This is a genomic window from Facilibium subflavum (genome assembly GCF_003574485.1).
Taxonomy (GTDB): domain Bacteria; phylum Pseudomonadota; class Gammaproteobacteria; order Francisellales; family Francisellaceae; genus Facilibium; species Facilibium subflavum.
Genome location: NZ_QLIT01000011.1, coordinates 1 through 22,122, shown reverse-complemented (window position 1 = coordinate 22,122; position 22,122 = coordinate 1). Strand labels below are relative to the sequence as shown.

The window sequence follows — 22,122 nt, the reverse complement described above, 5'->3', positions numbered from 1 at the left end:
TTTAACCCTTAAAACGCAAAAGCCGCTAAAGTGTGCGTGAATCAGAGGCATAGCGGCTATGTTGCCCTTAAGTATATTCGTAAGGATCCAAAAATGCAAGCACCTCATGAGTGCACCTCTCCTAACAGCGTTAATATCTCTTTGGTTACGGCATCTAATTCTGCGTCAATTTCTGCTAACGCGCGTGGTGGTTTATACGCGTAAAAATGACGATTAAACGGAATTTCATAACCGACAATACCAATGTTTCCGTCCTTTTCATCGCGTTTACGCTCATCAATCCAGGCGTCAAGTACATGCGGTTTGACTTCTTTTTCAAAGTAATCATAGATATCCTGCTTAAGTGGGATATTTTCATAATCTCTTAAATCAGGATTGGCTTCTGGATTGCCTTTGCTGTCAAAGCAGACTTCGGCATCATCATGTGCTTTGGATAGATGTTTTTGCAGTAGCTTAAATTGCGCGGTGGTAAGTTTGACTTTTAAATCTTTTGTAAATTGATCTTTTGATAAATACGCATCTTTACAATTACTTAAGGCGGCCAATATTTTCTGTTGTTGTTCACTTTTAAGCTTTAAAAACGCTTTATCATTTTTAAGCGCGTTGAGGTTACTTTCATTTTTTGGGTAAAAGGCGAGCTTTAAGGGTCGCTCGATGGTGACCCGTCTAAAGCCAAACGCTTGATACTCAAATACCTTACTTGTTTTAGTTTGTTCAAAGTTACCATATGTTTGAACAATGCTGGCAATAGCATCTTCATCTAGCCATTTGCGTTTAGATCCCAATGACTTACGCATTGGGCTGCCTTGATCTGCGGCATTAATCAGTTGTACTTTGCCTTTGCGCTCAGGTGATTTTTTATTGCTTAATATCCAGATATAAGTAGAAATTCCTGTGTTAAAAAACATATCCGTTGGCAAAGCAATAATGGCTTCCAATAAGTCATTTTTAAGCACATAACGCCTGATTTCAGACTCACCAGACCCAGCCCCACCTGTAAACAACGGTGAGCCATTAAGGATAATGCCAATACGACTTCCGCCTTCTGTTACAGGACGCATTTTTGAAATAAGGTGCATTAAGAACAATAATGAGCCGTCGCTCACTCGTGGTAACCCTGCGCCAAAACGCCCATTATAGCCTTGGATCCTATGCTCATCTTTTACTGCTTTCTCAACCTTCTTCCATTCCACACCAAATGGCGGGTTAGACAGCATATAGTCAAATTTTTTAGACTTTAGTTGATCGTCACTTAAGGTGTTGCCAAATTTAATATTATCGGCATCTTCGCCTTTGATTAAAATATCTGCCTTACAAATGGCAAAGGATTCCGGATTCAACTCTTGTCCGTAAGTTTTTAAATGTGCATTCGGGTTAAGCTCTGCGATATATTCACTTGCGGATGTTAAAAAGCCGCCTGTGCCTACAGTTGGATCATAGAGTGAGCGCACCACACCTTGATCCGTTAAGATGGCATTATCCGCGCTAAATACTAAGGATGTTGCCAAGCGTACAATATCGCGAGGGGTGAAATGCTCCCCAGCAGTTTCGTTAGATTCCTCGGCAAATTTGCGAATCAATTCCTCAAACAAATTCCCCATTTCATAATTTGAAACCGCTTTAGGGCTTAAATCGCAATCTTCTTTTGTAAAGCGCTCGATAATCTTATACAGCAAGTTTGCTTCATCTAGGTGATGTATTTGATCTATAAATTTAAATCGATTGAAAATATCCTTAATATTATCGCTAAACGAATCAAGATAGGTGAGAAGGTTTGCGCTTAAGTTATCAGGATCAGCCTTTAGTTTAGTTAATGTGTATTCTGATGTGTTATAAAACGTGTTTTGTGATTTGGTCGTTAAAATGGCATTTAGTGGAATGCCTAAACCTTTGCGCTTATTGTATTCATCGACAACATCTTGCCGTGTTGGCGCAAGTACCGCTTCAACGCGTGCTAAAACCGTAAAGGGTAAAATTACCTTACCAAAATCAGAGCGTTTATAATCACCGCGCAATAAATCTGCAATTGACCATATCAATGAGGATAGATTTTTTGTGTTCATTTTGTATGATTTGAAATCTTGAATAATCGTGAATCTAGCAGTAAAGAATGTCAAAAGCAAGGGAATCATCGACCATAAAAGCTGATGTCTAGCGTGAATGCCAAAAAAATCAACGCGTTAAGCCAAAGAACTGTTTTATGGTGATAAATGAATTTAATATTAGATTTTTTTAAAGATTAAGCTGCCATTAGTGCCACCAAAGCCAAATGAGTTGGATAACGCGACATGGATTTTTTTCGGCTTTGCTTCGTGTGCCGCATAATCAAGGTTACAGTCATCATCAACATTATCAAGGTTAATTGTTGGTGGCGCAACCTGATCGCGTATGGCAAGCAGGGAAAAAATGGCTTCAATCGCACCTGCAGCGCCTAACATATGCCCTGTCATTGATTTTGTCGAGCTCATGATAATATTTTTTGCATGTGCGCCAAGTGCCTTTTCTACAGCCTGGCTTTCTTTCACATCACCTGCGGGTGTTGAGGTGCCATGTGCATTGATATAATCAATTTCATCAACAGGAATCTGTGCATCTTCAATGGCAAGCTTCATACATTCATAACCGCCAACACCACTTGTGTTAGTGATATGATAGGCATCAGCATTCATCCCGTAACCAATGATCTCGCCATAAATTTTTGCACCACGTGCCTTGGCATGTTCATACTCTTCAAGTACAACGGCCGCTGCACCATTTGATAATACAAAGCCATCACGATCTTTATCCCAGGGTCTGGAAGCCGCTTGTGGATCATCGTTGCGTGTTGATAGCGCGCGTGCTGCAGCAAAGCCGCCCATGCCAATCGCAGTATTTGCTTTATCCGCACCACCTGCAACCATGACATCAGCATCACCATAAGCAATCATTCTTGCCGCCATGCCGATATTATGTGTGCCTGTTGTGCAAGCTGTCACAATTGCTGTGTTAGGACCTCTTAGACCATATTTGATTGAAAAGTTGCCTGATATTAGATTGATAATTGTTGCAGGGATGCAAAATGGTGAAATCTTTCCAGGACCTTTTTGATCAATGATAACACGTGTTTGCTCAAGCATGGTAAGTCCACCGATGCCAGAAGACATGGAAACACCAATTCTTGGTGCATTTTCTTCGGTCACAGTGATGCCTGCTTCTTGCCAGGCTTCTTCTGCAGCAATAAAGCCATATTGCATGAAAAGGTCGTATTTTTTCAGTTCTTTGGCATTAAAGTAGTCGGTTGGGTTATAGTCTTTGATTGTACCACCAATACGTACTTTAAATTCCGAAATAGAAGGACCACTATCGACATCAAATTCAGGAAGGTAGTCAATGCCGCTTTGTCCTTTTAAAATCGCATCCCAAGTGCTTTTCACATCTTTACCCAGCGGTGTAAAAGCACCAAGGCCAGTGATGACAACACGTCTTGCTGATTTCATATTTCACACATCCACATATTTTGTTCTGTTAAACGAAAAAATCAGCAGAAATCTATGCGATTAATGCTGATTTTTATTTAAAGATAAACCATAAAAAGATGGTAATAATTAGCTGTTTGCGTGTGCATCAATGTAGTTGTACACATCTTGGACAGTTTTGATTTTTTCAGCTTCTTCATCAGGAATTTCTGTATCAAATTCTTCTTCTAAAGCCATTACTAGCTCAACAGTATCAAGAGAGTCAGCACCTAAGTCATCAATAAAAGATGCTTCAGCTTTAACATCTTCAGGTTTAACGCCAAGCTGCTCAACAATAATTGCGTTTACTTTATCGTGAAGTTCACTCATTTTATTTCCTTAGTCTTTTTACATTAATAAAAAATTAAACTTTAATTTGCGGTCTTTCACCATGATCGAGTGTTTATTGTAGTGAAATGGTGCTTATTTGCAAGAACCTTACAACAAATTCTTTAAATTATGCCATATACATGCCACCGTTGACGTGCAAAGTCTGCCCTGTGATGTATTGCGCACCTTCGGATGCTAAAAATAATGCAGCTGCAGCAATATCAGCAGGTTGCCCTAGTGTTTGCGCAGGAACCTGATTTATGATCGCTTGTTTTTGAGCCTCGGTCATTTTATCGGTCATATCAGTTTGAATAAATCCAGGTGCAATTACATTCACCGTGATACCGCGTGAGGCGATCTCATGCGCAAGTGACTTGGAGAAACCAATGACACCTGCTTTGCTTGCACAGTAATTTACCTGGCCTGGATTGCCTGCCAAGCCAACAACTGAGCCAATGGTTATGATGCGTCCCCAGCGTTTTTTCATCATTGTACGTAAACAAGCTTTGGAGATGTTAAAAACCGAGTCTAGATTGGTGTGGATAACATCAAGCCAATCTTGTTCTGACATGCGCATTGCTAAATTATCTTTTGTAATGCCTGCATTATTAATTAATATATCTGGTAAGCCGGTATTATCTTTCATCCAGGCAAATACCGTTTCAATACTTTTATTGTCGCTGACATCAAGTTTAAGGCCAAAGCCTTTGCCAATAGATTGTAGTGTCTTTGCGATGTTTTGTGCGCCATTTTCAGAGGTGGCGGTGCCGATAACCGTTGCACCTTTTTGTGCAAATTGTTTGGCAATTTCAGCACCAATGCCGCGGCTTGCGCCTGTAACAAAAACGATTTTATTCTCAAAATCCATAAGAACTCCTAAGCAATTTGTTGTGATTTTAATTTTTCTAGCGCGCTGACATCAGCGCTGTCAAAATAGTTCATGGCTTTTGTGATGCGCTTATTCATTGTTGTAAGCACTTTGCCTGCGCCGCATTCAATAACGGTCTCAATACCCTTTTCAGCCATTTTTTCAATGGTTTGCGTCCACAATACAGGGGAGTACAGCTGCTTTGTGAGCGCTTCTTTTATTTTTTGAGGGTCTTTATGACTTTTGACATCAAAATTATGTAAGACTTGTATTTTGGGTGTTTTAAAGGGAATTTTATCTAAAGCTTGTGCAAATTTTTGAGCTGCCTCTTTCATTAAAGAGCAGTGAGAGGGGACGCTAACAGGTAATAATTGCGCACGTTTGGCACCTTTTTCTTTGGCAAGTGCACAGGCTTTTTCAACGGCTTCTTTTTGCCCTGAAATAACAACCTGACCGTGCGCGTTAAAGTTAGCAGCCTCAACAATGCCAACATCCTGTGCAGCTTTGCAGCATTCGATGACATCTTCATTGCTAAGCGCTAAAATAGCGCTCATCGCGCAGGCTTTATCAGTAACAGCTGACTGCATGAGCTGCCCACGTAAATGAACAAGTTTAAGTGCATCTTCAAAATCAAGTGCATTGGCACACACAAGTGCAGAATACTCTCCGAGGCTATGACCAGCAAGCAGGCTTGCTTTTGGTGCTTCAGTCTGTTGAAATACATGCCATATTGCAATGCTCGCTGCTAATAATGCAGGTTGTGTGAATTCTGTTTGATTTAGTTTATCTTCATTATTTTGTATGATATCCCAAAGATCAAAGCCTAAAGTATCATTTGCTTGTTGGAAAGTGGATCGAACACAATCAAACTGTGCATAATAGTCTCCCAGCATGCCAAGCTTTTGAGAACCTTGGCCAGGAAATACAATGGCGGTTTTACTCATAATATTGTCCTTTTTTTGTTAAATAACAGCGATAAATCCACCCCAGACAAGCCCCGCGCCAAAAGCTTCAGTAAGGATTGTCTGGCCTTCTTTTATCATGTTGTTTTTAATGGCATAATCAAGTGCCAGCGGAATTGAAGCAGCAGAGGTGTTGCCGTGATCTTTTAAAGTGATAACAACCTTGGAAAGCGGCATGTTAAGTTTTTTGGCAATTGCATCTAAAATTCGGTAATTTGCCTGGTGTGGTACTAACCAGTCAATATCCTTTGGTGTAAGCTTCGCATTTTTAAGCAGATCTGTGACAAGTTGGCTTAAAGAAGATACAGCCTGTTTGAAGACCTTATTGCCTTCCATTGTCAAAAAAGCATCTTGAGTGTGCGTATCATAAAGCTTTTTAGCCAGTGGCGTTTTAATGTTTAAAATGTCTAAACCTTCGCCATTGGTATAAAGCGCAGATGAGATAATGCCAGGCGTATCACTTGCCGATAATATGACGGCACCTGCACCATCGCCAAATAAAACGCAAGTGGAACGATCACGCCAATTAAGGGTGCGTGACATTCGTTCTGAGGCAACAACAAGCACATTTTTTGCGCTGTTATTTTCTATGTATTGCTTTGCAACATCAACGGCATGTACAAAGCCACTGCATGCAGCACCAATATCAAAAGCAGGGCAGTTTGGTATCTTAAGGGTTTGTTGAAGTATTGATGCCGTAGAGGGCATCAAGTAATCTGCGGTACCCGTGGCAACGATAATTAAATCGACTTCTTTTGGCTTAATATCAGCGGCTTCAAATGCTTTTAATGCCGCTTGATGTGCCATGAATGTTGTAGTTTCGTTTTCACCAGCTAAATGTCTTTGTTTGATGCCGACACGTTGCATGATCCACTCATCAGAAGTATCAACAAGCTGCGCAAGCTCATCATTTGTGAGAATTTTTTCTGGCAAGTAACTGCCTGTGCCTGTTATTTTTGCAAACATAATGTAACCTTATGATTGTATAATATTTTCAAGTTGAGATTGGATTTTCTCTGGAATGTTATGCTCAATCTCTTTGATTGCTTCTAAAATAGCTGTTTCAAAGGCTTCAGGTGAGGCGCCACCGTGGCTTTTTATTACAATGCCTCGAAGACCAAGTAATGAGGCGCCGTTGTATTGGTTGACATTAAGTTTTTGCTTTAATTGCTTTAAAACAGGTGCGGCAAAAAGCATGCAGATCTTAGTCATCAGGTTTTTTGTGAAGCTGTCTTTTATCATATCCGATATGAGTTTAGCCGTGCCTTCAAGGGTTTTGAGTGCAACATTTCCTGTAAATCCATCACAGACAACAACATCTGCTTTGGCGGTAAGAATATCATTACCCTCAACATAACCAATATAGTTGATAGCATCGTACTGTTGTAACATTTTTGCGGCCTGTTTAATGCTATCTAAGCCTTTCATTTCTTCTTCGCCAATATTTAATAATGCTACAGATGGGTTTTCTTTGGCTTTTAAACTGCCAGCCAAAATTGACCCCATGATTGCAAACTGAAAAAGCTGCTCTGAAGAGCAATCAACGTTAGCACCCAGATCAAGCATGTAAACTGGGTTTATCGTTTTGGTTTTACGATCCAGTGAGGGAATAGCATAAACAATCGCAGGGCGGTCAATTTCAGGCAATGTTTTTAATACAAATTTTGAAGTAGCCATCAAGGCGCCCGTGTTACCGGCGCTAACACATGCATTGGCTTGTTTATCCTTAACCATATTAATCGCAATACGCATGGAAGAATCTTTCTTGTTGCGAAGCGCTAAGGCAGGGGATTCATCCATTGCGACAACTTGTGTGGTATGGTGAATCGATAAACGGTTTTGATCGTATTTATTATGGAATTTCTTTAATGCATGATGAATTTCATCAGCAACACCAACTAGTGTGATATGAAGGTTTGGCTGTTTTGCTAGGGCATTAACTGCTGCAGGCACAGTAGTTTTTAAGCCATGGTCGCCACCCATGGCATCAATGGCAATATTATAGGAATAATTTTGGCTCACAATCGTGCTGTAATTGCTTTATCGTGCCATCATTTTATTCATCATCGTCGTTAACAGCAACTACTTTCTTGCCTTTATAATAGCCGTTTGCTGATACGTGATGACGTAAGTGAACTTCACCTGTTGTTTTATCAGTTGATAATGAAGCCGCTGTTAAACCGTCGTGCGCACGACGCATGTCTCTTTTTGAGCGACTCTTTTTATTTTGTTGTACAGCCATGATCGGTCTCCTGTTTTATTTTTTTCTATCTTTATCAAATTTAAGCGTTTTTAATACAGCAAATGGATTGTCTTCTACCGTATCTTTTTGTGCGCTAGTTTTCAAAACGCCATAGTATGACGTATTTTGTTGGGTTTGACAATCTTTTCGTTCTTTTTTTGGAATCATTGGAATGGATAGAAGAATTTCCTCTTCGATCAATGCCTGTATATCCACAACTTCATTTTCATATACATAAGGTTCGTAACCCTCGGGGAAGTCTTTGAAAAAGCGATCATCAGTGACAAAGCCAAGCTTTAGTTCAACATTTATCGGATAATCAAAGGCCTCCAAACTTCTTTGGCATATAAGAACAACTTGACCTTTAAGCGCTGCATCAAGTAAAGGTTTATTATTAGCAGTATTAAACTGACCTTTCAGCGTAAAGTGATAACTTCCAGGAACAATACAGCTGTTAAGGGCTGACAGGTTTTGTAAGCTCATGCTTTCATCAAGTGTAAGCTTTGTTTTCGTTGCTGTGGTTAAGTTTACCTTTTTATTCTTTTGTGACAACATCGTTAAATTCTCTTTAAATTATCTTTTTTATGGTATACTTTGCGGTAATATTGCTAATATGATAATCAATCTAAAGGAGTATGCAAGATGAGTTTTAAGCTTGCACAGAAAATTGAGCTTAATCCTGTTCCAATGACGGGCAATAAGGATTTCATCCTAAGTGATTATGCCGGCAAAAATATTGTATTGTATTTTTATCCTAAAGACAGCACACCTGGGTGTACGAATGAAAGCATCGATTTTGCCAGCCATCACCAGCAGTTTTTAGATAACAATACTGTTATTTTTGGCGTTTCAAAAGATACCTTAAAATCGCATGAAAAATTCAAAGCAAAATACCAGATGCCTTTTGACTTAATTGCGGATACTGAAAAGTATTTATGTCAAGCATTTGATGTTTTAAAAGAGAAAAGCATGTTTGGCAAGAAATATATGGGGATTGAGCGCAGCACTTTTGTCATCGGTGGTAATGGTGTTTTGGTTGAGGCTTGGCGGAAAGTCAAGGTGTCAGGCCATGTTGAACAAATACTTCAATTTATAAAAAGCTTAAAATAAATACTAGGCAGCACCACCCAAACTGATTACACTGACAGCAAGTTGGCAAAAGAAGTACCAAAATGAATAAAACGTATCTCTTTTATGACCTTGAGACAACAGGTATTAATAAGTGCTTTGATCAAATTCTACAATTTGCAGCTATACGTACAGATGAGTCACTCAATGAGTTGGAGCGTCATGAATTTCTGGTGAAACTCAATCCTGATACCATTCCTACACCAAAAGCAAGTATCACGCATCATATTTCTATTGAAAAAGCAAATACAGGGATTTGTGAATATGAAGCAGTGAAAAAAATATTTCAGCTGATCAATACACCAAATACGATTAGTATTGGTTACAACACATTAGGGTTTGATGATGAGATGCTGCGGTTTTCCTTTTATAAAAACTTATTCCCTGCTTATGATCATCAATATAAAAATGGCTGCCAGCGTGCTGATTTATACCCTATTGTCAGCGCTTATTTTTTGTTTGCAGATGAGGTTTTAGATTGGCCTGTGAATGAGAAGCAAAAAGTCTCATTAAAGCTTGAGGATCTAAATAGCAAAAATAGCCTTTTTCTACAAGGCCGTGCACATGATGCAATGACGGATGTGGTCGTTACTGTTGAGCTTGCGAAAAGGTTGAAAAAGCATCATGAGAAGATGTGGGTGTACTTGATGCAAAAGTTTGACAAGGCAGAAGATCAAAAATCATTGTCTCTTTTAGATAAAGGCCTTGAGGTCGATGGTCAAAGCTATACGCAAGGGATAATGGTGTCAGGGAGTTTTGGCTACGATGCGCAGTTTATGGCGCCTGTAATCAACCTCGGGCAGCATTGGCATTATAAAAATCAATGGTGTTTTTTGCGCCTTGATAGTGAAAATTTGCCGCAAATTATGGCGGATAATCAGCCTGAGATGCTTTGGTCTATTAATAAAAAATGGGGTGATTTGCCTTTGTTGTTACCTGCAAAAAAGCGTTTTGCAGCAAAGCTCAGTGCACAAAGAATCAAGCTTATTCAAAGTAATAAGCAGTGGTTTCAGGAAAACCCGCATTTTTTTATCGAGGCAAGAGAGGCAATTTTAGATTATAAATATCCACAGATTGAAAATATTGATATAGATGCCGCACTTTATCAAGCTGGTTTTATGAACGCTGCACAACAAAAACTATGTGATCAATTTCATAAGTCTGATATAGCACAGAAAATCACTTTAATGCAGGAAATGCCAAGTGATTATTATCAGCGGGCATTAAGAGTTATTGGTCGGTTTGCATCTGAGTGTTTACCGCCAAAAATGCAGCAGGAGTTTCAACAGCATTTGGAGATGGTTGCGAATTTTGGCGATATGGATCGTGTAGTAGATTATAAAGGGCAGCCTCGTATCAGCTTGCCTGATGCATATGAGCAAATACAGCAGCTGCGTTTAGAATCCCACCTCACCGATGAGCAGAACTTTTTACTTGATGAGCTGGAAAACTATCTGTCTTCTTGATGAAGTTGGTAGGCTGGTCTGCTTAGAATTAACGAGATAATAGCAATAATAAAGATGATACACATTAAATAAGCAGGGGAAAGTTTGTCGTTGGTTTGATGCGTGAAGTAGGTGGCAATAGCTGGTGTTAACCCACCGAATATGGCAAATCCAACGTTATAGCAAAAGGCGACACCTGTGTATCGGACGTTGGTTGGAAATAAATGAACCAGATAGGCGCTAACGGTTCCGGCAACAAAACCAGATAGAATAGATATAATAATATAGGCGGGCATGAATGCGTGACCAGTTATAAGTGTATAGTAAAAATATAAACCCGCAGGTATTAAGAGTAAACTTGAAAAAAAGATAATAGGCTTTTGGCCAGTTTTATCAGAGATAAACCCACCAATGACACAAAAAACAGAAAAAATAGCCAGATTAGTAATCGTTGTATAGGCAATAGTGACGTGGCTGTAGTGTAAAAGTGACATATAGGCGGTAATATATAAGTAAAAAATACTGACAATTGCTGCTTGCGCACCAACGATGAAAATGCCTGAGATAGCATGTCGTGTGTGTTGTGTTAGTAAGTTTGCAATCGGTATACTATGACGCTTTTCTTCTTTTAAAAATATATCTGATTCTTGTAGGCGTTTTCTTAGAAAGTAGCTGATGATGGCAAGAATTCCACCGATAATAAAAGCAATACGCCAGGCCGTATGCTGATCGATGCTGCCTAGTAGTGCATGTACGACATCCGCCAAGAAAATGCCAAAGTTGATAAACATAAAAATCATGCCACAGGATAATCCAGGGTATTTTCTAACATGCTCACTGACAAAGGTTACTGCTCCTGGAATCTCGCCACCAATTGCAATGCCTTGAGCAAGGCGTAATAGAATAAAAAGAAGTGTTGCGGTAACGCCCCAAAGTGTATAGCTTGGCAATAAGCCGATTAATAAGGTTGAGATGGCCATAATGCTAATGGAGAGAATAAAAACACGTTTTCTACCATATTTATCACCAAAGTGGCTAAAGATTATGCCGCCAAAGGGTCTTGCAAGGTAGCCTATAGCAAAGGCAACAAATGCACCAAGCGTGCTTAACAGTGTTGAGGTGCTGGGGAAAAAGGTTTGTCCAATAACAACAGCAAAGGTGGCAAAAATGACAAAATCATAAAACTCTAAGGCCCCACCCAAGCTAGATAAGAGGATGGTTTGCCAATGTTTTTTATTCATAGAACGAATTCCTTAATGAAAGCTATTTTCTTTATACCACAGAACTTTTTTAAAGAAAACAGAAGCGATCATGGAATATCTATAGTGAGTCAGTTGTTATTTTAATGAGAGGTTATACCGCTTGATATGTTTATGCAAAAGTAATGAAATAAAAAAATAGATAATGCCTAAGGCAATACAGACCACGCCTAGCCAGATAAAATAATTCATATATATTGGCAAGCTTACCGTTGCTGGTAATTTCTCATTTGGCATTGCGACAAACTGTGCAATTTTTCCTGACAAAGCGCCACCTGCAGCTACGGCTAACATAAAAAATCCCATACCGAGTGTAACGATTTCTTTGCGAAAATAAATCGCAATTAATGAAAACCCAAGGGCTGCAACAAGCAGTTCAGCAAGTGCAGCAAAAAAGAAATATACAATCATCCAGTTGCCATTGATAAAACCAGCTTTAGCCGTATTTGCACATATGAAGTAAAGTGTGATAAAGCCAACGCCTGAAATAACGGTGCCAAATGCATATTTATTTGGGATGTTGAAATGTTTGTTCGGACATTTTGAATATATAATTGTTAAAACAGGGCTTAATATAATAAGCCAAATAGAGTCGAGTGATCCATAGGTTGCAGGTGATACATTAAGGCCAAGTAAGGTAAGTTTGACATTATGTTTTGCAAACAAAATCAATGTGGAAAACATTTGGTTATATACGATGAAATATACAATGGCTTCAATGACTAATAAAATGCCGATAATTTGCATAATTTTTTGATGAACATTATTAAGCTTTAAAGCATCACGTAGCATATACATAAACATGATAATGCAGAATATTATGATCAGATAAAATGAGATGTCATCGATCTGAAATAATAAGTAGCTTAGCACAATCTGGCATAATATAGCAGCACCCACACCTAAGACAACGCGTGGTTTAAGTGGCTTTTTATCATACTCGCCATTGATGCTTTTTAATAAGCTTATACGCAAGCGATAATTTAATAAAGCGATAATCATGCCTAATGTCGCCACCCAAAATGCACTTGAGTAGCCGGTATGCTTAGCGATGATTGGTGTAATTGCAATACCAAGAAAACTGCCAATATTGACACCCATGTAATAAATCGTGAAGGCTGAATGTGAATTCGAAGCGCTCTTGTTGAAAATCTTTGAAATAAGTGCGGTAGGTGTGGGCTTAAAAAGGCCATTGCCAACAATAATAAAAGACAAAGCCCATGAGATGCTACTTAATGAGTTTGATAGTGCTAATAGAATATAGCCGATAAGCAGTAAAATAGCACCTGTGGTAAGTGCGCGCTTAATGCCAAGGGCTTTATCAGCAATATAGCCCCCTAATGTTGGCGTCATATAAAGCAAAGCAGCAAAGACACCAAAAATTAAATAACCTTGAGATTCATTAAGGTGTTCAGCGGTAATAAAAAGCAAAAACAGGGATTGAAAGCTATAAAAAGCATATCTCTCCCATAACTCAACAAACCAGATAACCCCAAACTGACGTTTTTTTATTGATGTGCTCATGAAATAAGTTATATTTTTTTATTTAAAAAATAATCATGCCATAATTTGTCTGTTTGTAAACAATTTAAAAAAGTTTTCCTTTGTTGGCCACATGAAGCAATGAATATCTTAATTACTTCATGCGCTTTTAGCTTGTGTTGATGTTAAAATCAAATTTCTCTATATAGCTTGATATAAAGCGATTGTTTTATGGGTGCTGCATTTATACAATATCAGGCATTATAAGTTATTAAGTATGTAGATATTTAGCACATCAGTTGCTTGAGTTTAAATATTTGCCTGTTTTTTGTTAAGAGGAAATAGTAATTTATGTTGATCTGGCTGACAAATTGGCTAACGCAGTACGCAAGTTTTTTTCATGTTTTTGGTGACTATGTTACCATGCGCGCGTTAATGGCAGCGTTAAGCGCATTAGTTATAAGCCTTTTTATGGGTAAGCCCATTATTCGATGGCTGCAAAAAATGCAGATTGGACAAGTGGTGAGAGATGACGGGCCACAGTCGCATTTAAGCAAGACAAACACGCCAACGATGGGTGGGTGCTTGATTATATTTTCCATCACATTATCAGTACTGCTATGGGCAAAGCTTAATAGCTTATTTGTCTGGTTATTGTTGTTTGTGTTAATAGGATATGGAATGATTGGCTTTCTTGATGATTTTTTAAAGCTTGTATTAAAACATCCTAAGGGACTGCGTGCCAAGCATAAATACCTCTTGCAATCAGTACTTGCTATTGTTGCGGTGATATGGATTTTCTTAACTCTCAACCCCTATATGAATTTTAGCTTATCGATCCCTTTTAGTAAAAATTTAATGATACCCCTTGGTGGCTGGTTTTTTGTGCTAGGCTATTTTGTGATCGTTGGAAGCAGTAATGCGGTGAATTTAACCGATGGATTAGATGGTCTGGCGATTCTGCCTATTGTCTTGGTGGCAGCAGGATTAGGCGTATATGCTTATGTGACAACTAATAGTGTGTTTGCAACACATTTACTATTTAATTATATGCCAAACGTTGGCATTGAGGAATTGGTTGTATTTTGTTCGGCTATTTGCGGTGCTGGATTTGGGTTTTTATGGTTTAATGCCTATCCTGCCGAAGTGTTTATGGGAGATGTTGGTTCTTTAGCTTTAGGTGCGGTTTTGGGCACGATTGCCCTAGTCATTCGCCAGGAGCTTGTGTTTTTTATTATGGGATTTTTATTTGTGATGGAGACGGTGTCTGTGATTTTGCAGGTTGGCTCATACAAACTTACTAAAAAGCGTATTTTTAAGATGGCACCTTTGCATCACCATTTTGAATTAAAGGGCTGGCCTGAGACAAAAGTTGTTGTACGGTTTTGGATATTGACCATTATTTTTGTGCTCATTGGCCTTGCTGCTTTAAAGGTGAGGTAGGTTGTTAACATGAGAAAAGTTGCTACTGACAAGCTAAAATCATATTATTATCAAGGGCGCTTGATTCGCAAGGTCATTGTGGTGGGGCTTGGCATATCAGGACGGTCGGTTGTTGATTTCTTTGAGAAATACCAGGTGGAAATAGAGGTGTTTGACCAAAGCCAGACAATACCGATGCGACGATGTTATCAATACTTTGATGAGGTGAGGCTTGATGAATATGATTTGATTATTGTCTCACCTGGTATCCCTGTCAATCAGTCTCCTTTTAATAAACTTGACCAACATTGGGATAAAGTGGTTGGCGATGTTGAAATATTTGCCATGGAGGTGCTAAAAAATCCATATCAAAAGATAGTTGCTATTAGTGGCTCTAATGGTAAAAGTACAGCAGTTACACTATTGCATTACGTGTTAAACAAGTCAGGTATAAATGCGGCACTAGGTGGAAACATCGGTGTGCCAGCGTTGTCTTTACTTGATAAAGCAGTTGATGTGTATGTGCTTGAATTATCCAGCTTTCAAATTGACTTATTAAAACACGCCAAATTTACAGTGGCTTGCGTATTAAATATCTCGGATGATCATCTGGATCGTTACGAGCGTTTTGCTGATTATAAGGCATCGAAATATAAGCTTTTCTTGCATGCAGAATATCAAGTGGCAAATGCATACGATTGCTGGGCGGAGACATCAATGAATCTGCAGTATTTTAATGCGCCACTGGCCTATATTGATGCAAATCACCATCTTGTCTATAAAGGCCAATGTGTGCTATCGGCAAATACACTTTTATTGCAGGGTTATCATAATCTGGAAAACATACTGGCACTACTGTATATTATTGATAGTTTGTCGCTTTCAGTTGAGGGTTTATTGCCTTATTTTAAAGATTTCAAAGGGTTGCCGCATCGCTGCCAAGAGGTTGGAGTAATCAATGGTGTACGCTTTGTTAATGATTCAAAAGCGACCAACATTGGCGCGGTGATCGCTTCAGTTAAATCATTATCGGTAAGCGGCAATATTCTTTTGCTGCTTGGTGGCATGGCAAAAGGTGCAGATTTTTGTCTTTTAAAAGATGTGGTAAAGCATTATGTGAAAAAGGTGTTTATTTATGGTCAGGATCGTTTTTTAATTGAAAAAGCGCTAAAGTGTCAGGTAAATTATCAGGTGACAGAATCATTAACTCAGGCGTTTGATTCAGCTGTGTCTTATTCTGTTTTAGGTGATACTGTATTGTTAGCACCTGGATGTGCAAGTTTTGATGCTTTTTCAAGCTTTGCTGAACGTGGCAAATTCTTTGAGAGCTTAGTAAATAAACTAAAGGGTGGTTAAGTTGCTGTTTTTTCTGCGAAATTTGTTTAGCATGCGCAATGCAAAAAAAGTGCGTGTTCGTGCGGGTATTGAACTTGATATTGGGTTTGTTTTTATTATTTTAGCACTGCTTGCTTTTGGCTGGATCATGGTGACTTCAGCGTCAATGGTTGATGCGGCATATGATTATCATAACCCTTATTTTTATGTTATTCGTCAAGGCTTTTTTGTGCTATTAGGTTTGCTCACCATAGTGCTTGCACTATTGGTGCCAACAGATAATTATCAAAAACTCTATCGATTATGGCTAATTTTGGCTTTTGCACTACTTATTGCTGTATTAATTCCACATATTGGTCGTGAGGTTAATGGTTCACGACGTTGGATTCCTTTTTTGATTATTAATGTCCAAGTATCAGAAGTGGTAAAGCTTTGTGCGATTATGTATTTCTCTTGTTACCTTGTGCGCTTTGGGGATGTTGCTCGTAATACATTTAAAGGCGTTGCTAAACCATTGGTTATTTTAGCTGCTATGGCAGTTTTGCTATTAAAAGAGCCTGATTTTGGTGCTTGTGTTGTGATGTTTACCTGTGTGTTTGGTATTATGTTTATGGCAGGTGTTAAACTTCGCTGGTTTATTATTCTCATTGTATTAGGTGGTGTTGCGGCAACTTTTCTGGTTGTATTTGAACCTTATCGCCTGGCAAGATTAAATAGTTTTTTAGATCCTTGGGCTGATGCAAATAATACAGGATATCAGCTGGTGCAGGCGCTTATTTCATATGGACGAGGCGGCCGGTTTGGTGATGGCCTTGGTAGCGGGATTCAAAAGCAGTTCTTTTTGCCTGAGGCACATACGGATTTTATCGTTTCTGTGATTGCAGAAGAGCTGGGTGCTGTTGGTGTCATAATTCTATTAGCGATATATTCAGTGTTAATTTGGAAAGGGCTCAGAATTGCACGCTTTGCTGGCATGTTGAATCGGATGTTTCAAAGTTATGTCGCCTATGGTATTAGTTTTTGGATTGTATTTCAGGTAATTGTTAATATCGGTGTGAATATTGGCCTGCTTCCTACAAAAGGACTGACGCTACCATTGATTAGCTATGGTGGTAGTAGTTTATTGATTATCTGCTTTGCCTTGGGTATCTTGTTGCGTATAGATTTTGAGAACAAAGTACATGCCGATGAGATATCACCACGGTATGTTTATAAGCGTGTTTCATAAGTCCTATATAGCAAGCCAAATCATTTTAATAGCCGATAGCAGTAATAAACAAAGAAAAATAATTTTAAGCAGGCGATGTGGTGTTTTTGTTGACACCTTAGCCGCAATTTTAGCACAAAGCATGCTGGTAGGCGCTACACAGATAATTGCAGGTAGATATAAATAACCCAGCGTCCAGGGTGTTGTTATTGATGCAGTGAGTCCAGTGATAATAAAGCTTATGCTGCCGGTTAAGGCAATAATAAGTGTGAACATGCTGGAAGTACCAATGGCAATACGGATAGAATAGCCAAGGCTGTGGATATAAGGAATTGACATGATGCCACCACCAATGCCAAAAATGCCAGATTTAAAGCCGATTAAACTTCCCCAAAAAGCACTTTTACGCTTGGAGTTCCGTCTGGGTTTTTCAAGCTCATGATGCTTTTGAAGAACCATTTTTGCAAACATAGCAATGAGTAGTAAAGCAAATAAGATACTTAAAACACGGGGGTTTACAAATCGAGCAAGTGCTGCGCCAGCAATACTGGCAGTGATAATCCACGGGGCAAACATCTTTACAATATTAAGGTTAACTTCACGTTGACGAAGCTTGTGGGCAACTGAAGGTAAGGCGGTAAAAATCATTATTCCTAATGAGCTGCCTGCAGCAAATTGCATATAAGAATCACTCGTTGATGGAACTAAGTGAAAAACAAAGGCCAATACAGGGACAATAATAATACCGCCACCAATGCCTAAAAGCCCTGCTAGAAAGCCAGTAAAGCAGCCAGCGAAAATCAATAAAATCAATAGATAAATCATAGTTTTTCTGGTTAAATCACTTGAATAATTATGGTAAATGAAAGACAATACAAATCAATGTTTTTATGTAACTAATCAATTAACAATAACTGTTTTTTATTGCATGTGCCATTTTTATGATATGGCTTTTGTAATTAAGCAGTTTATCTAACTTAAAAAAGCAAAAGGGCTTAGAATGTTAAAGAATATAAAACCAGGTAAAGACGCACCTAACGATATTAACGTTGTCATTGAGATTCCTGCTAATAATGAGCCGGTGAAGTATGAGTTTGATAAAGATTCAAATATGTTGATTGTTGATCGCTTTATGTCCGCAACAATGCAGTATCCGTGTAATTATGGTTTTGTGCCTAATACCTTGTCAGAAGATGGGGATCCAGTTGATGTCTTAGTCGTGTCACCTGTTGATCTTCGTCCGGGTGTTATTATCAATTGTCGTCCTGTTGGTGTTTTAAAAATGACAGATGAATCAGGGGTTGATGCAAAAATTATTGCTGTGCCAACAGATAAATTAACAAAGGCGTATAGCCATGTTAAAGAAATTAACGATTTACCTGAGCTGTTGCTGGCGCAAATCAAGCATTTCTTTGAACATTATAAAGACCTGGAACCAAACAAGTGGGTCAAAGTTGATGGTTTTGCAGACGCAAATGCTGCTAAAGATGATATCAAGGCCAGTATTGCACGGTTTAAAGGTTAAGCATATGCCGCATTGTGTTATCTCACATTGTGCAGATTTATCTGCCGAGCAGACAAAGGCGCTGGTTTCAAAGGCGCATCAGGCAATGGTTGAATCAGAGCTTTTTAAAGAAAAAGCGATCAAAGTCCGCAGCCTTGTGTTTAACCAGATGCTAACAGGTGGTAGCAATCAAGCGCACGTGCATATTGAGGTGAAACTGCTTGCAGGTAGAACACAACTACAAAAGCAACATTTAGCAACGCTGTTAAAAAAAGCATGCCAATATAATGCTGTAGATATCAGTGTTGAAATCGTTGACCTTGCCAAAGCCTATTACAACTAATTTATTGTCTTGTCTGGTGACGTATTACATTAAAATTCTGAAAAATTTTCTGGTGTAAGCATCTGCTTTTTGTTATGCTTTGGAAACATTAATGATTTAATGTAACCCTTTAATTTCCATGTCAAATATTCAGAATAATCATACTAAATTTGTTTTTGTTACCGGTGGTGTTGTCTCCTCACTGGGCAAAGGGATTACCGCAGCTTCTCTGGCAACTTTATTAGAATGCCGTGGCTTAAATGTCACCTTGATGAAGCTTGATCCTTATATCAATATTGACCCAGGCACGATGAGTCCATTGCAGCATGGCGAAGTGTTTGTTACCGATGATGGTGCTGAAACAGATTTGGATTTAGGGCATTATGAGCGTTTTTTAAGAGTGAAAATGTCTCAGCGCAATAACTTTACCACAGGACGTGTGTATCAGGATGTAATCAAAAAAGAGCGCCGAGGCGATTATCTAGGGGGAACCATTCAGGTTATCCCACATATCACTGATGAAATTAAACATAAAGTATTGCAAGGCGTTGATGATAATACAGATGTTGCCATTGTTGAGATTGGCGGAACCGTTGGTGATATTGAGTCTTTACCTTTTTTAGAAGCAATACGTCAGTTATCACAAGAGCTCGGTAAAACGCGCAGTTTGTTTTTGCATTTAACGTTACTGCCTTATATTAAGGCTGCCGGGGAGCTTAAAACAAAACCAACGCAACACTCTGTCAAAGAGCTAAGAAGTATTGGGATTCAACCAGATATTCTGGTTTGTCGCTGTGAAGCGCCATTTAATGATGATGAAAAACGTAAGATTGCGCTTTTCACGAATGTGGCAGAGTCTGCTGTTTTTGCGGCTGAAGATGTTAAAAATATCTATCAGATTCCTCGAAAATATCATGATCAGGGCTTGGATATCTGTGTGGTCAGTCAGCTTGGTTTGCATGTTAAATCTGCTGATTTATCAGAGTGGGATAAAGTTGTTTATGAAATAGAAAATCCCAAACATGAAGTAACGATTGCGATGATCGGTAAGTATATTACCTTGACTGAGGCCTATAAATCTTTAAATGAAGCACTATTTCACGCAGGGATTCACACGCATAGCAAAGTAAATATTGAGTTTGTTGATTCTGAGGAAATTGAAAACGCCTTGCCAGAAGAAGTCATTGGCAAAGTTGATGGTATTTTAGTGCCTGGTGGTTTTGGTAGTCGCGGCGTTGAAGGAAAAATCAAAGCAATTCAATATGCCAGAGAAAATAAGATTCCCTTTTTGGGTATTTGTCTTGGCATGCAGCTTGCTGTGGTTGAGTATGCGCGCCATGTCTTGGGATTAACAGATGCCAACAGCACAGAGTTTTCATCAGAGACAATCCACCCTGTCGTTGGTTTAATCACTCAATGGCAAAGTGCTGAAGGTGAATATCAGCTTCGATCAGATCAGTCAGATTTGGGCGGGACAATGCGTTTGGGCGCGCAATGCTGCCATGTAAAAGAAGACACATTATCAAGAAAGGTCTATGGTCAAGCAGAAGTGTTTGAGCGTCATCGCCATCGTTATGAAGTCAATAATAATTATATAGCGCAATTGGAAAAAGCAGGGATGGTAATTTCTGGGAAATCTCAGGATTTGAAACTGGTTGAAATGGTAGAGATCCAATCTCATCCATGGTTTATTGCATGTCAGTTTCACCCGGAGTTTACCTCTACACCACGTGATGGTCATCGTTTATTTGAGGGTTTTGTGCAAGCCTGTCTGGCATATAAACAAAAATAGGCTATATAACCCTGTTAAAAAGCTAAGGCTTATATGCTAAGCTCAGTTATATTGCCGACATAGCTCAGATGGTAGAGCAACTGATTCGTAATCAGTAGGCCAGCAGTTCGACTCTGCTTGTCGGCACCATTATTCTGTATAGCCTGCGATATGCCTGGTGGTTTTGCTCTTAGTAACCTCATCTCGTTCTTTAAAAGTGCCAAAACAAAGATCACCAATATGGTTTGTAATTCCCCAGCAGTAATTTTCATTGTGAAAGTGATGGCGCATATGTGCGCGCTTTAGCTTTTGACCCACTTTTGTTTTTGGCTGGTAAGCAGGGATATGATGTGCCAGATGCATCCATTCATAAAAAAGATAATATAAGATCCCAAAGGTAAAAGCCACTAATGCTGTCGTGAAGCTTAGCGTTAATAAAGCAAAAAGCAGATAGGTCTGTATGAGGTGAATAATAATCGCAAGCCAGGGTGCAAATAAAAGGGTAAAATCCTGCGGTTCACGGTGATGGCCATGATGTAGCCGAATTTGAAAATCGCGAAACCAGCCTGGTTTTTTAGATAGTTTTGCATGAAGCAGGAATTTATGTGCATACCATTCATAAAAGGGTGCAATAATAATCGGAACGAAGATCCATAGAAAATGTTGCCATAATAGCCCCGTTGTAATTAGTGTGATCAGCAGTATACTAAAAAGTAAAATCAGTGTTTGTACTGTTTTGTGCTGTAAGTAGGGAATAAAAACCTGTTTCATCAAGTAAGTTGTGTTTTTCATTTTGCATGATTTTATCAATTAAGGCGTTAATAAGCCAGTATGTCATCGATGAATCTCCATACAGCAGTTGTCAAATTCGCATAACTCATGTACATTAGTTGAGTTTTTAAAGATACGGTTAATTTATAAAGGAGAAAACGATATGAGTGCGCCAAGCAAAGCTAAGGCAATCAAGCTGGACAATCCAGCCCAGAAAAAGGCTAGCCACCAGTCTGGAACCGAACTACACATAATGCAAGGTAACGAACATTATGAAGCTGTAGTAAGGGCGGTCTATCAGCCACAACGCAAGTGAAGGTATTGAGCCCCGTAATATATCATCGTCGCACCTGATCAAGGTTTTCATTTGCCTGAAATCAGCACTACGCAATACGTAAAGGCGAGTATGCGTGGAGGTGTCGGGGTCTGAGTCCGTAGCGGGTAGATGAACTGATTGCTTTGGAACTTGGGAGAACCTTGCTATTTCTGAATGCTTATCTTGGAGCCTAAAAAGCTAGAGATAAGCTTAGCAAGGTAGTCGGACTAGCTCATAGTAGAGGTGTAAATAGGGTAATGCCTA

22 protein-coding genes and 1 tRNA gene are annotated in these 22,122 nt (G+C 39.0%); 10 read left to right on the top strand and 13 right to left on the bottom strand.

The window, feature by feature from the left end:
* Nucleotides 1-104 precede the first annotated feature (104 nt).
* The 9 genes from DNK84_RS01460 to DNK84_RS01420 form a co-directional block, all read right to left on the bottom strand.
* Nucleotides 105-2,063 carry a type I restriction-modification system subunit M gene (locus tag DNK84_RS01460; protein WP_119342801.1) on the bottom strand — a complete coding sequence of 653 codons (1,959 nt, stop codon included), beginning with the start codon at nt 2,061-2,063 and terminating at the stop codon, nt 105-107.
* A gap of 159 nt (nt 2,064-2,222) precedes the next feature.
* Nucleotides 2,223-3,476, bottom strand: a complete 1,254-nt coding sequence (gene fabF, locus DNK84_RS01455; RefSeq protein WP_119342800.1) for a beta-ketoacyl-ACP synthase II — start codon at nt 3,474-3,476, stop codon at nt 2,223-2,225.
* 108 nt (nt 3,477-3,584) lie between these two features.
* The gene (gene acpP, locus DNK84_RS01450) at nt 3,585-3,824 is read right to left on the bottom strand and encodes an acyl carrier protein (RefSeq protein ID WP_119342799.1); all 240 of its coding nucleotides are present in this window, start codon (nt 3,822-3,824) and stop codon (nt 3,585-3,587) included.
* A 127-nt stretch (nt 3,825-3,951) separates the two neighbouring features.
* Entirely contained in the window at nt 3,952-4,692 is a 741-nt protein-coding gene (gene fabG / locus DNK84_RS01445) for a 3-oxoacyl-ACP reductase FabG (protein ID WP_119342798.1), read from the bottom strand.
* An 8-nt stretch (nt 4,693-4,700) separates the two neighbouring features.
* Nucleotides 4,701-5,636 carry an ACP S-malonyltransferase gene (gene fabD, locus DNK84_RS01440; protein ID WP_119342797.1) on the bottom strand — a complete coding sequence of 312 codons (936 nt, stop codon included), beginning with the start codon at nt 5,634-5,636 and terminating at the stop codon, nt 4,701-4,703.
* Nucleotides 5,637-5,654: 18 nt separating this feature from the next.
* Nucleotides 5,655-6,620, bottom strand: coding sequence for a beta-ketoacyl-ACP synthase III (locus DNK84_RS01435; RefSeq protein WP_119342796.1), 966 nt, complete (start codon nt 6,618-6,620; stop codon nt 5,655-5,657).
* Between the two features lie 9 nt (nt 6,621-6,629).
* Nucleotides 6,630-7,676, bottom strand: coding sequence for a phosphate acyltransferase PlsX (plsX, locus tag DNK84_RS01430; protein ID WP_268876875.1), 1,047 nt, complete (start codon nt 7,674-7,676; stop codon nt 6,630-6,632).
* A gap of 34 nt (nt 7,677-7,710) precedes the next feature.
* On the bottom strand, nt 7,711-7,896 hold the full coding sequence (rpmF, locus tag DNK84_RS01425) for a 50S ribosomal protein L32 (RefSeq protein WP_119342795.1): 186 nt from the start codon (nt 7,894-7,896) through the stop codon (nt 7,711-7,713).
* 15 nt (nt 7,897-7,911) lie between these two features.
* Nucleotides 7,912-8,451 carry a YceD family protein gene (locus DNK84_RS01420; protein ID WP_119342794.1) on the bottom strand — a complete coding sequence of 180 codons (540 nt, stop codon included), beginning with the start codon at nt 8,449-8,451 and terminating at the stop codon, nt 7,912-7,914.
* Between the two features lie 87 nt (nt 8,452-8,538).
* Here DNK84_RS01420 and DNK84_RS01415 point away from each other — a divergent pair, with 87 nt between their 5' ends.
* Nucleotides 8,539-9,006 (top strand): peroxiredoxin, encoded by a 468-nt coding sequence (locus tag DNK84_RS01415; protein ID WP_208123228.1) that lies wholly within the window; start codon nt 8,539-8,541, stop codon nt 9,004-9,006.
* Nucleotides 9,007-9,068: 62 nt separating this feature from the next.
* Nucleotides 9,069-10,490, top strand: coding sequence for an exodeoxyribonuclease I (locus DNK84_RS01410; protein WP_119342793.1), 1,422 nt, complete (start codon nt 9,069-9,071; stop codon nt 10,488-10,490).
* Here the strand turns inward: DNK84_RS01410 and DNK84_RS01405 are convergent.
* Nucleotides 10,475-11,710, bottom strand: coding sequence for an MFS transporter (locus DNK84_RS01405; protein ID WP_119342792.1), 1,236 nt, complete (start codon nt 11,708-11,710; stop codon nt 10,475-10,477). The genes DNK84_RS01410 and DNK84_RS01405 overlap by 16 nt on opposite strands.
* Nucleotides 11,711-11,806: 96 nt before the next feature.
* A complete protein-coding gene (locus tag DNK84_RS01400) occupies nt 11,807-13,252 on the bottom strand; it encodes a peptide MFS transporter (protein ID WP_119342791.1) in 1,446 nt (481 codons plus the stop codon).
* A 309-nt stretch (nt 13,253-13,561) separates the two neighbouring features.
* Between DNK84_RS01400 and mraY the strand changes: the two genes are divergently transcribed.
* From mraY to ftsW, 3 genes are read left to right on the top strand one after another with little or no spacing between them, the layout of a single operon-like run.
* The gene (gene mraY / locus DNK84_RS01395; RefSeq protein ID WP_119342790.1) at nt 13,562-14,653 is read left to right on the top strand and encodes a phospho-N-acetylmuramoyl-pentapeptide-transferase; all 1,092 of its coding nucleotides are present in this window, start codon (nt 13,562-13,564) and stop codon (nt 14,651-14,653) included.
* A 9-nt stretch (nt 14,654-14,662) separates the two neighbouring features.
* On the top strand, nt 14,663-15,988 hold the full coding sequence (murD, locus tag DNK84_RS01390) for a UDP-N-acetylmuramoyl-L-alanine--D-glutamate ligase (RefSeq protein WP_119342789.1): 1,326 nt from the start codon (nt 14,663-14,665) through the stop codon (nt 15,986-15,988).
* Nucleotide 15,989: 1 nt separating this feature from the next.
* Nucleotides 15,990-17,195, top strand: a complete 1,206-nt coding sequence (gene ftsW, locus DNK84_RS01385; RefSeq protein WP_119342788.1) for a putative lipid II flippase FtsW — start codon at nt 15,990-15,992, stop codon at nt 17,193-17,195.
* A 3-nt stretch (nt 17,196-17,198) separates the two neighbouring features.
* Here ftsW and DNK84_RS01380 read toward each other — a convergent pair whose 3' ends face one another.
* The gene (locus tag DNK84_RS01380) at nt 17,199-17,999 is read right to left on the bottom strand and encodes a sulfite exporter TauE/SafE family protein (protein WP_119342787.1); all 801 of its coding nucleotides are present in this window, start codon (nt 17,997-17,999) and stop codon (nt 17,199-17,201) included.
* Nucleotides 18,000-18,174: 175 nt separating this feature from the next.
* Between DNK84_RS01380 and ppa the strand changes: the two genes are divergently transcribed.
* The 4 genes from ppa to DNK84_RS01360 all read left to right on the top strand — a co-directional run bounded on the left by ppa (nt 18,175) and on the right by DNK84_RS01360 (nt 20,921).
* The gene (ppa, locus tag DNK84_RS01375; RefSeq protein ID WP_119342786.1) at nt 18,175-18,699 is read left to right on the top strand and encodes an inorganic diphosphatase; all 525 of its coding nucleotides are present in this window, start codon (nt 18,175-18,177) and stop codon (nt 18,697-18,699) included.
* A gap of 4 nt (nt 18,700-18,703) precedes the next feature.
* Nucleotides 18,704-19,021: a 5-carboxymethyl-2-hydroxymuconate Delta-isomerase gene (locus DNK84_RS01370; protein ID WP_119342785.1), complete on the top strand. Its 318-nt coding sequence runs from the start codon at nt 18,704-18,706 to the stop codon at nt 19,019-19,021.
* Nucleotides 19,022-19,139: 118 nt separating this feature from the next.
* Nucleotides 19,140-20,792: a CTP synthase gene (locus DNK84_RS01365; protein ID WP_119342784.1), complete on the top strand. Its 1,653-nt coding sequence runs from the start codon at nt 19,140-19,142 to the stop codon at nt 20,790-20,792.
* A gap of 53 nt (nt 20,793-20,845) precedes the next feature.
* Nucleotides 20,846-20,921: transfer RNA gene (locus tag DNK84_RS01360), tRNA-Thr, on the top strand.
* Here DNK84_RS01360 and DNK84_RS01355 read toward each other — a convergent pair.
* Complete coding sequence (locus DNK84_RS01355) at nt 20,922-21,563, bottom strand: sterol desaturase family protein (RefSeq protein WP_235826792.1); 642 nt, start codon at nt 21,561-21,563, stop codon at nt 20,922-20,924.
* 142 nt (nt 21,564-21,705) lie between these two features.
* On the opposite strand from DNK84_RS01355, the gene DNK84_RS14170 reads away from it, so the two are divergent.
* On the top strand, nt 21,706-21,858 hold the full coding sequence (locus DNK84_RS14170) for a hypothetical protein (RefSeq protein ID WP_162902145.1): 153 nt from the start codon (nt 21,706-21,708) through the stop codon (nt 21,856-21,858).
* Nucleotides 21,859-22,122: the final 264 nt, after the last annotated feature.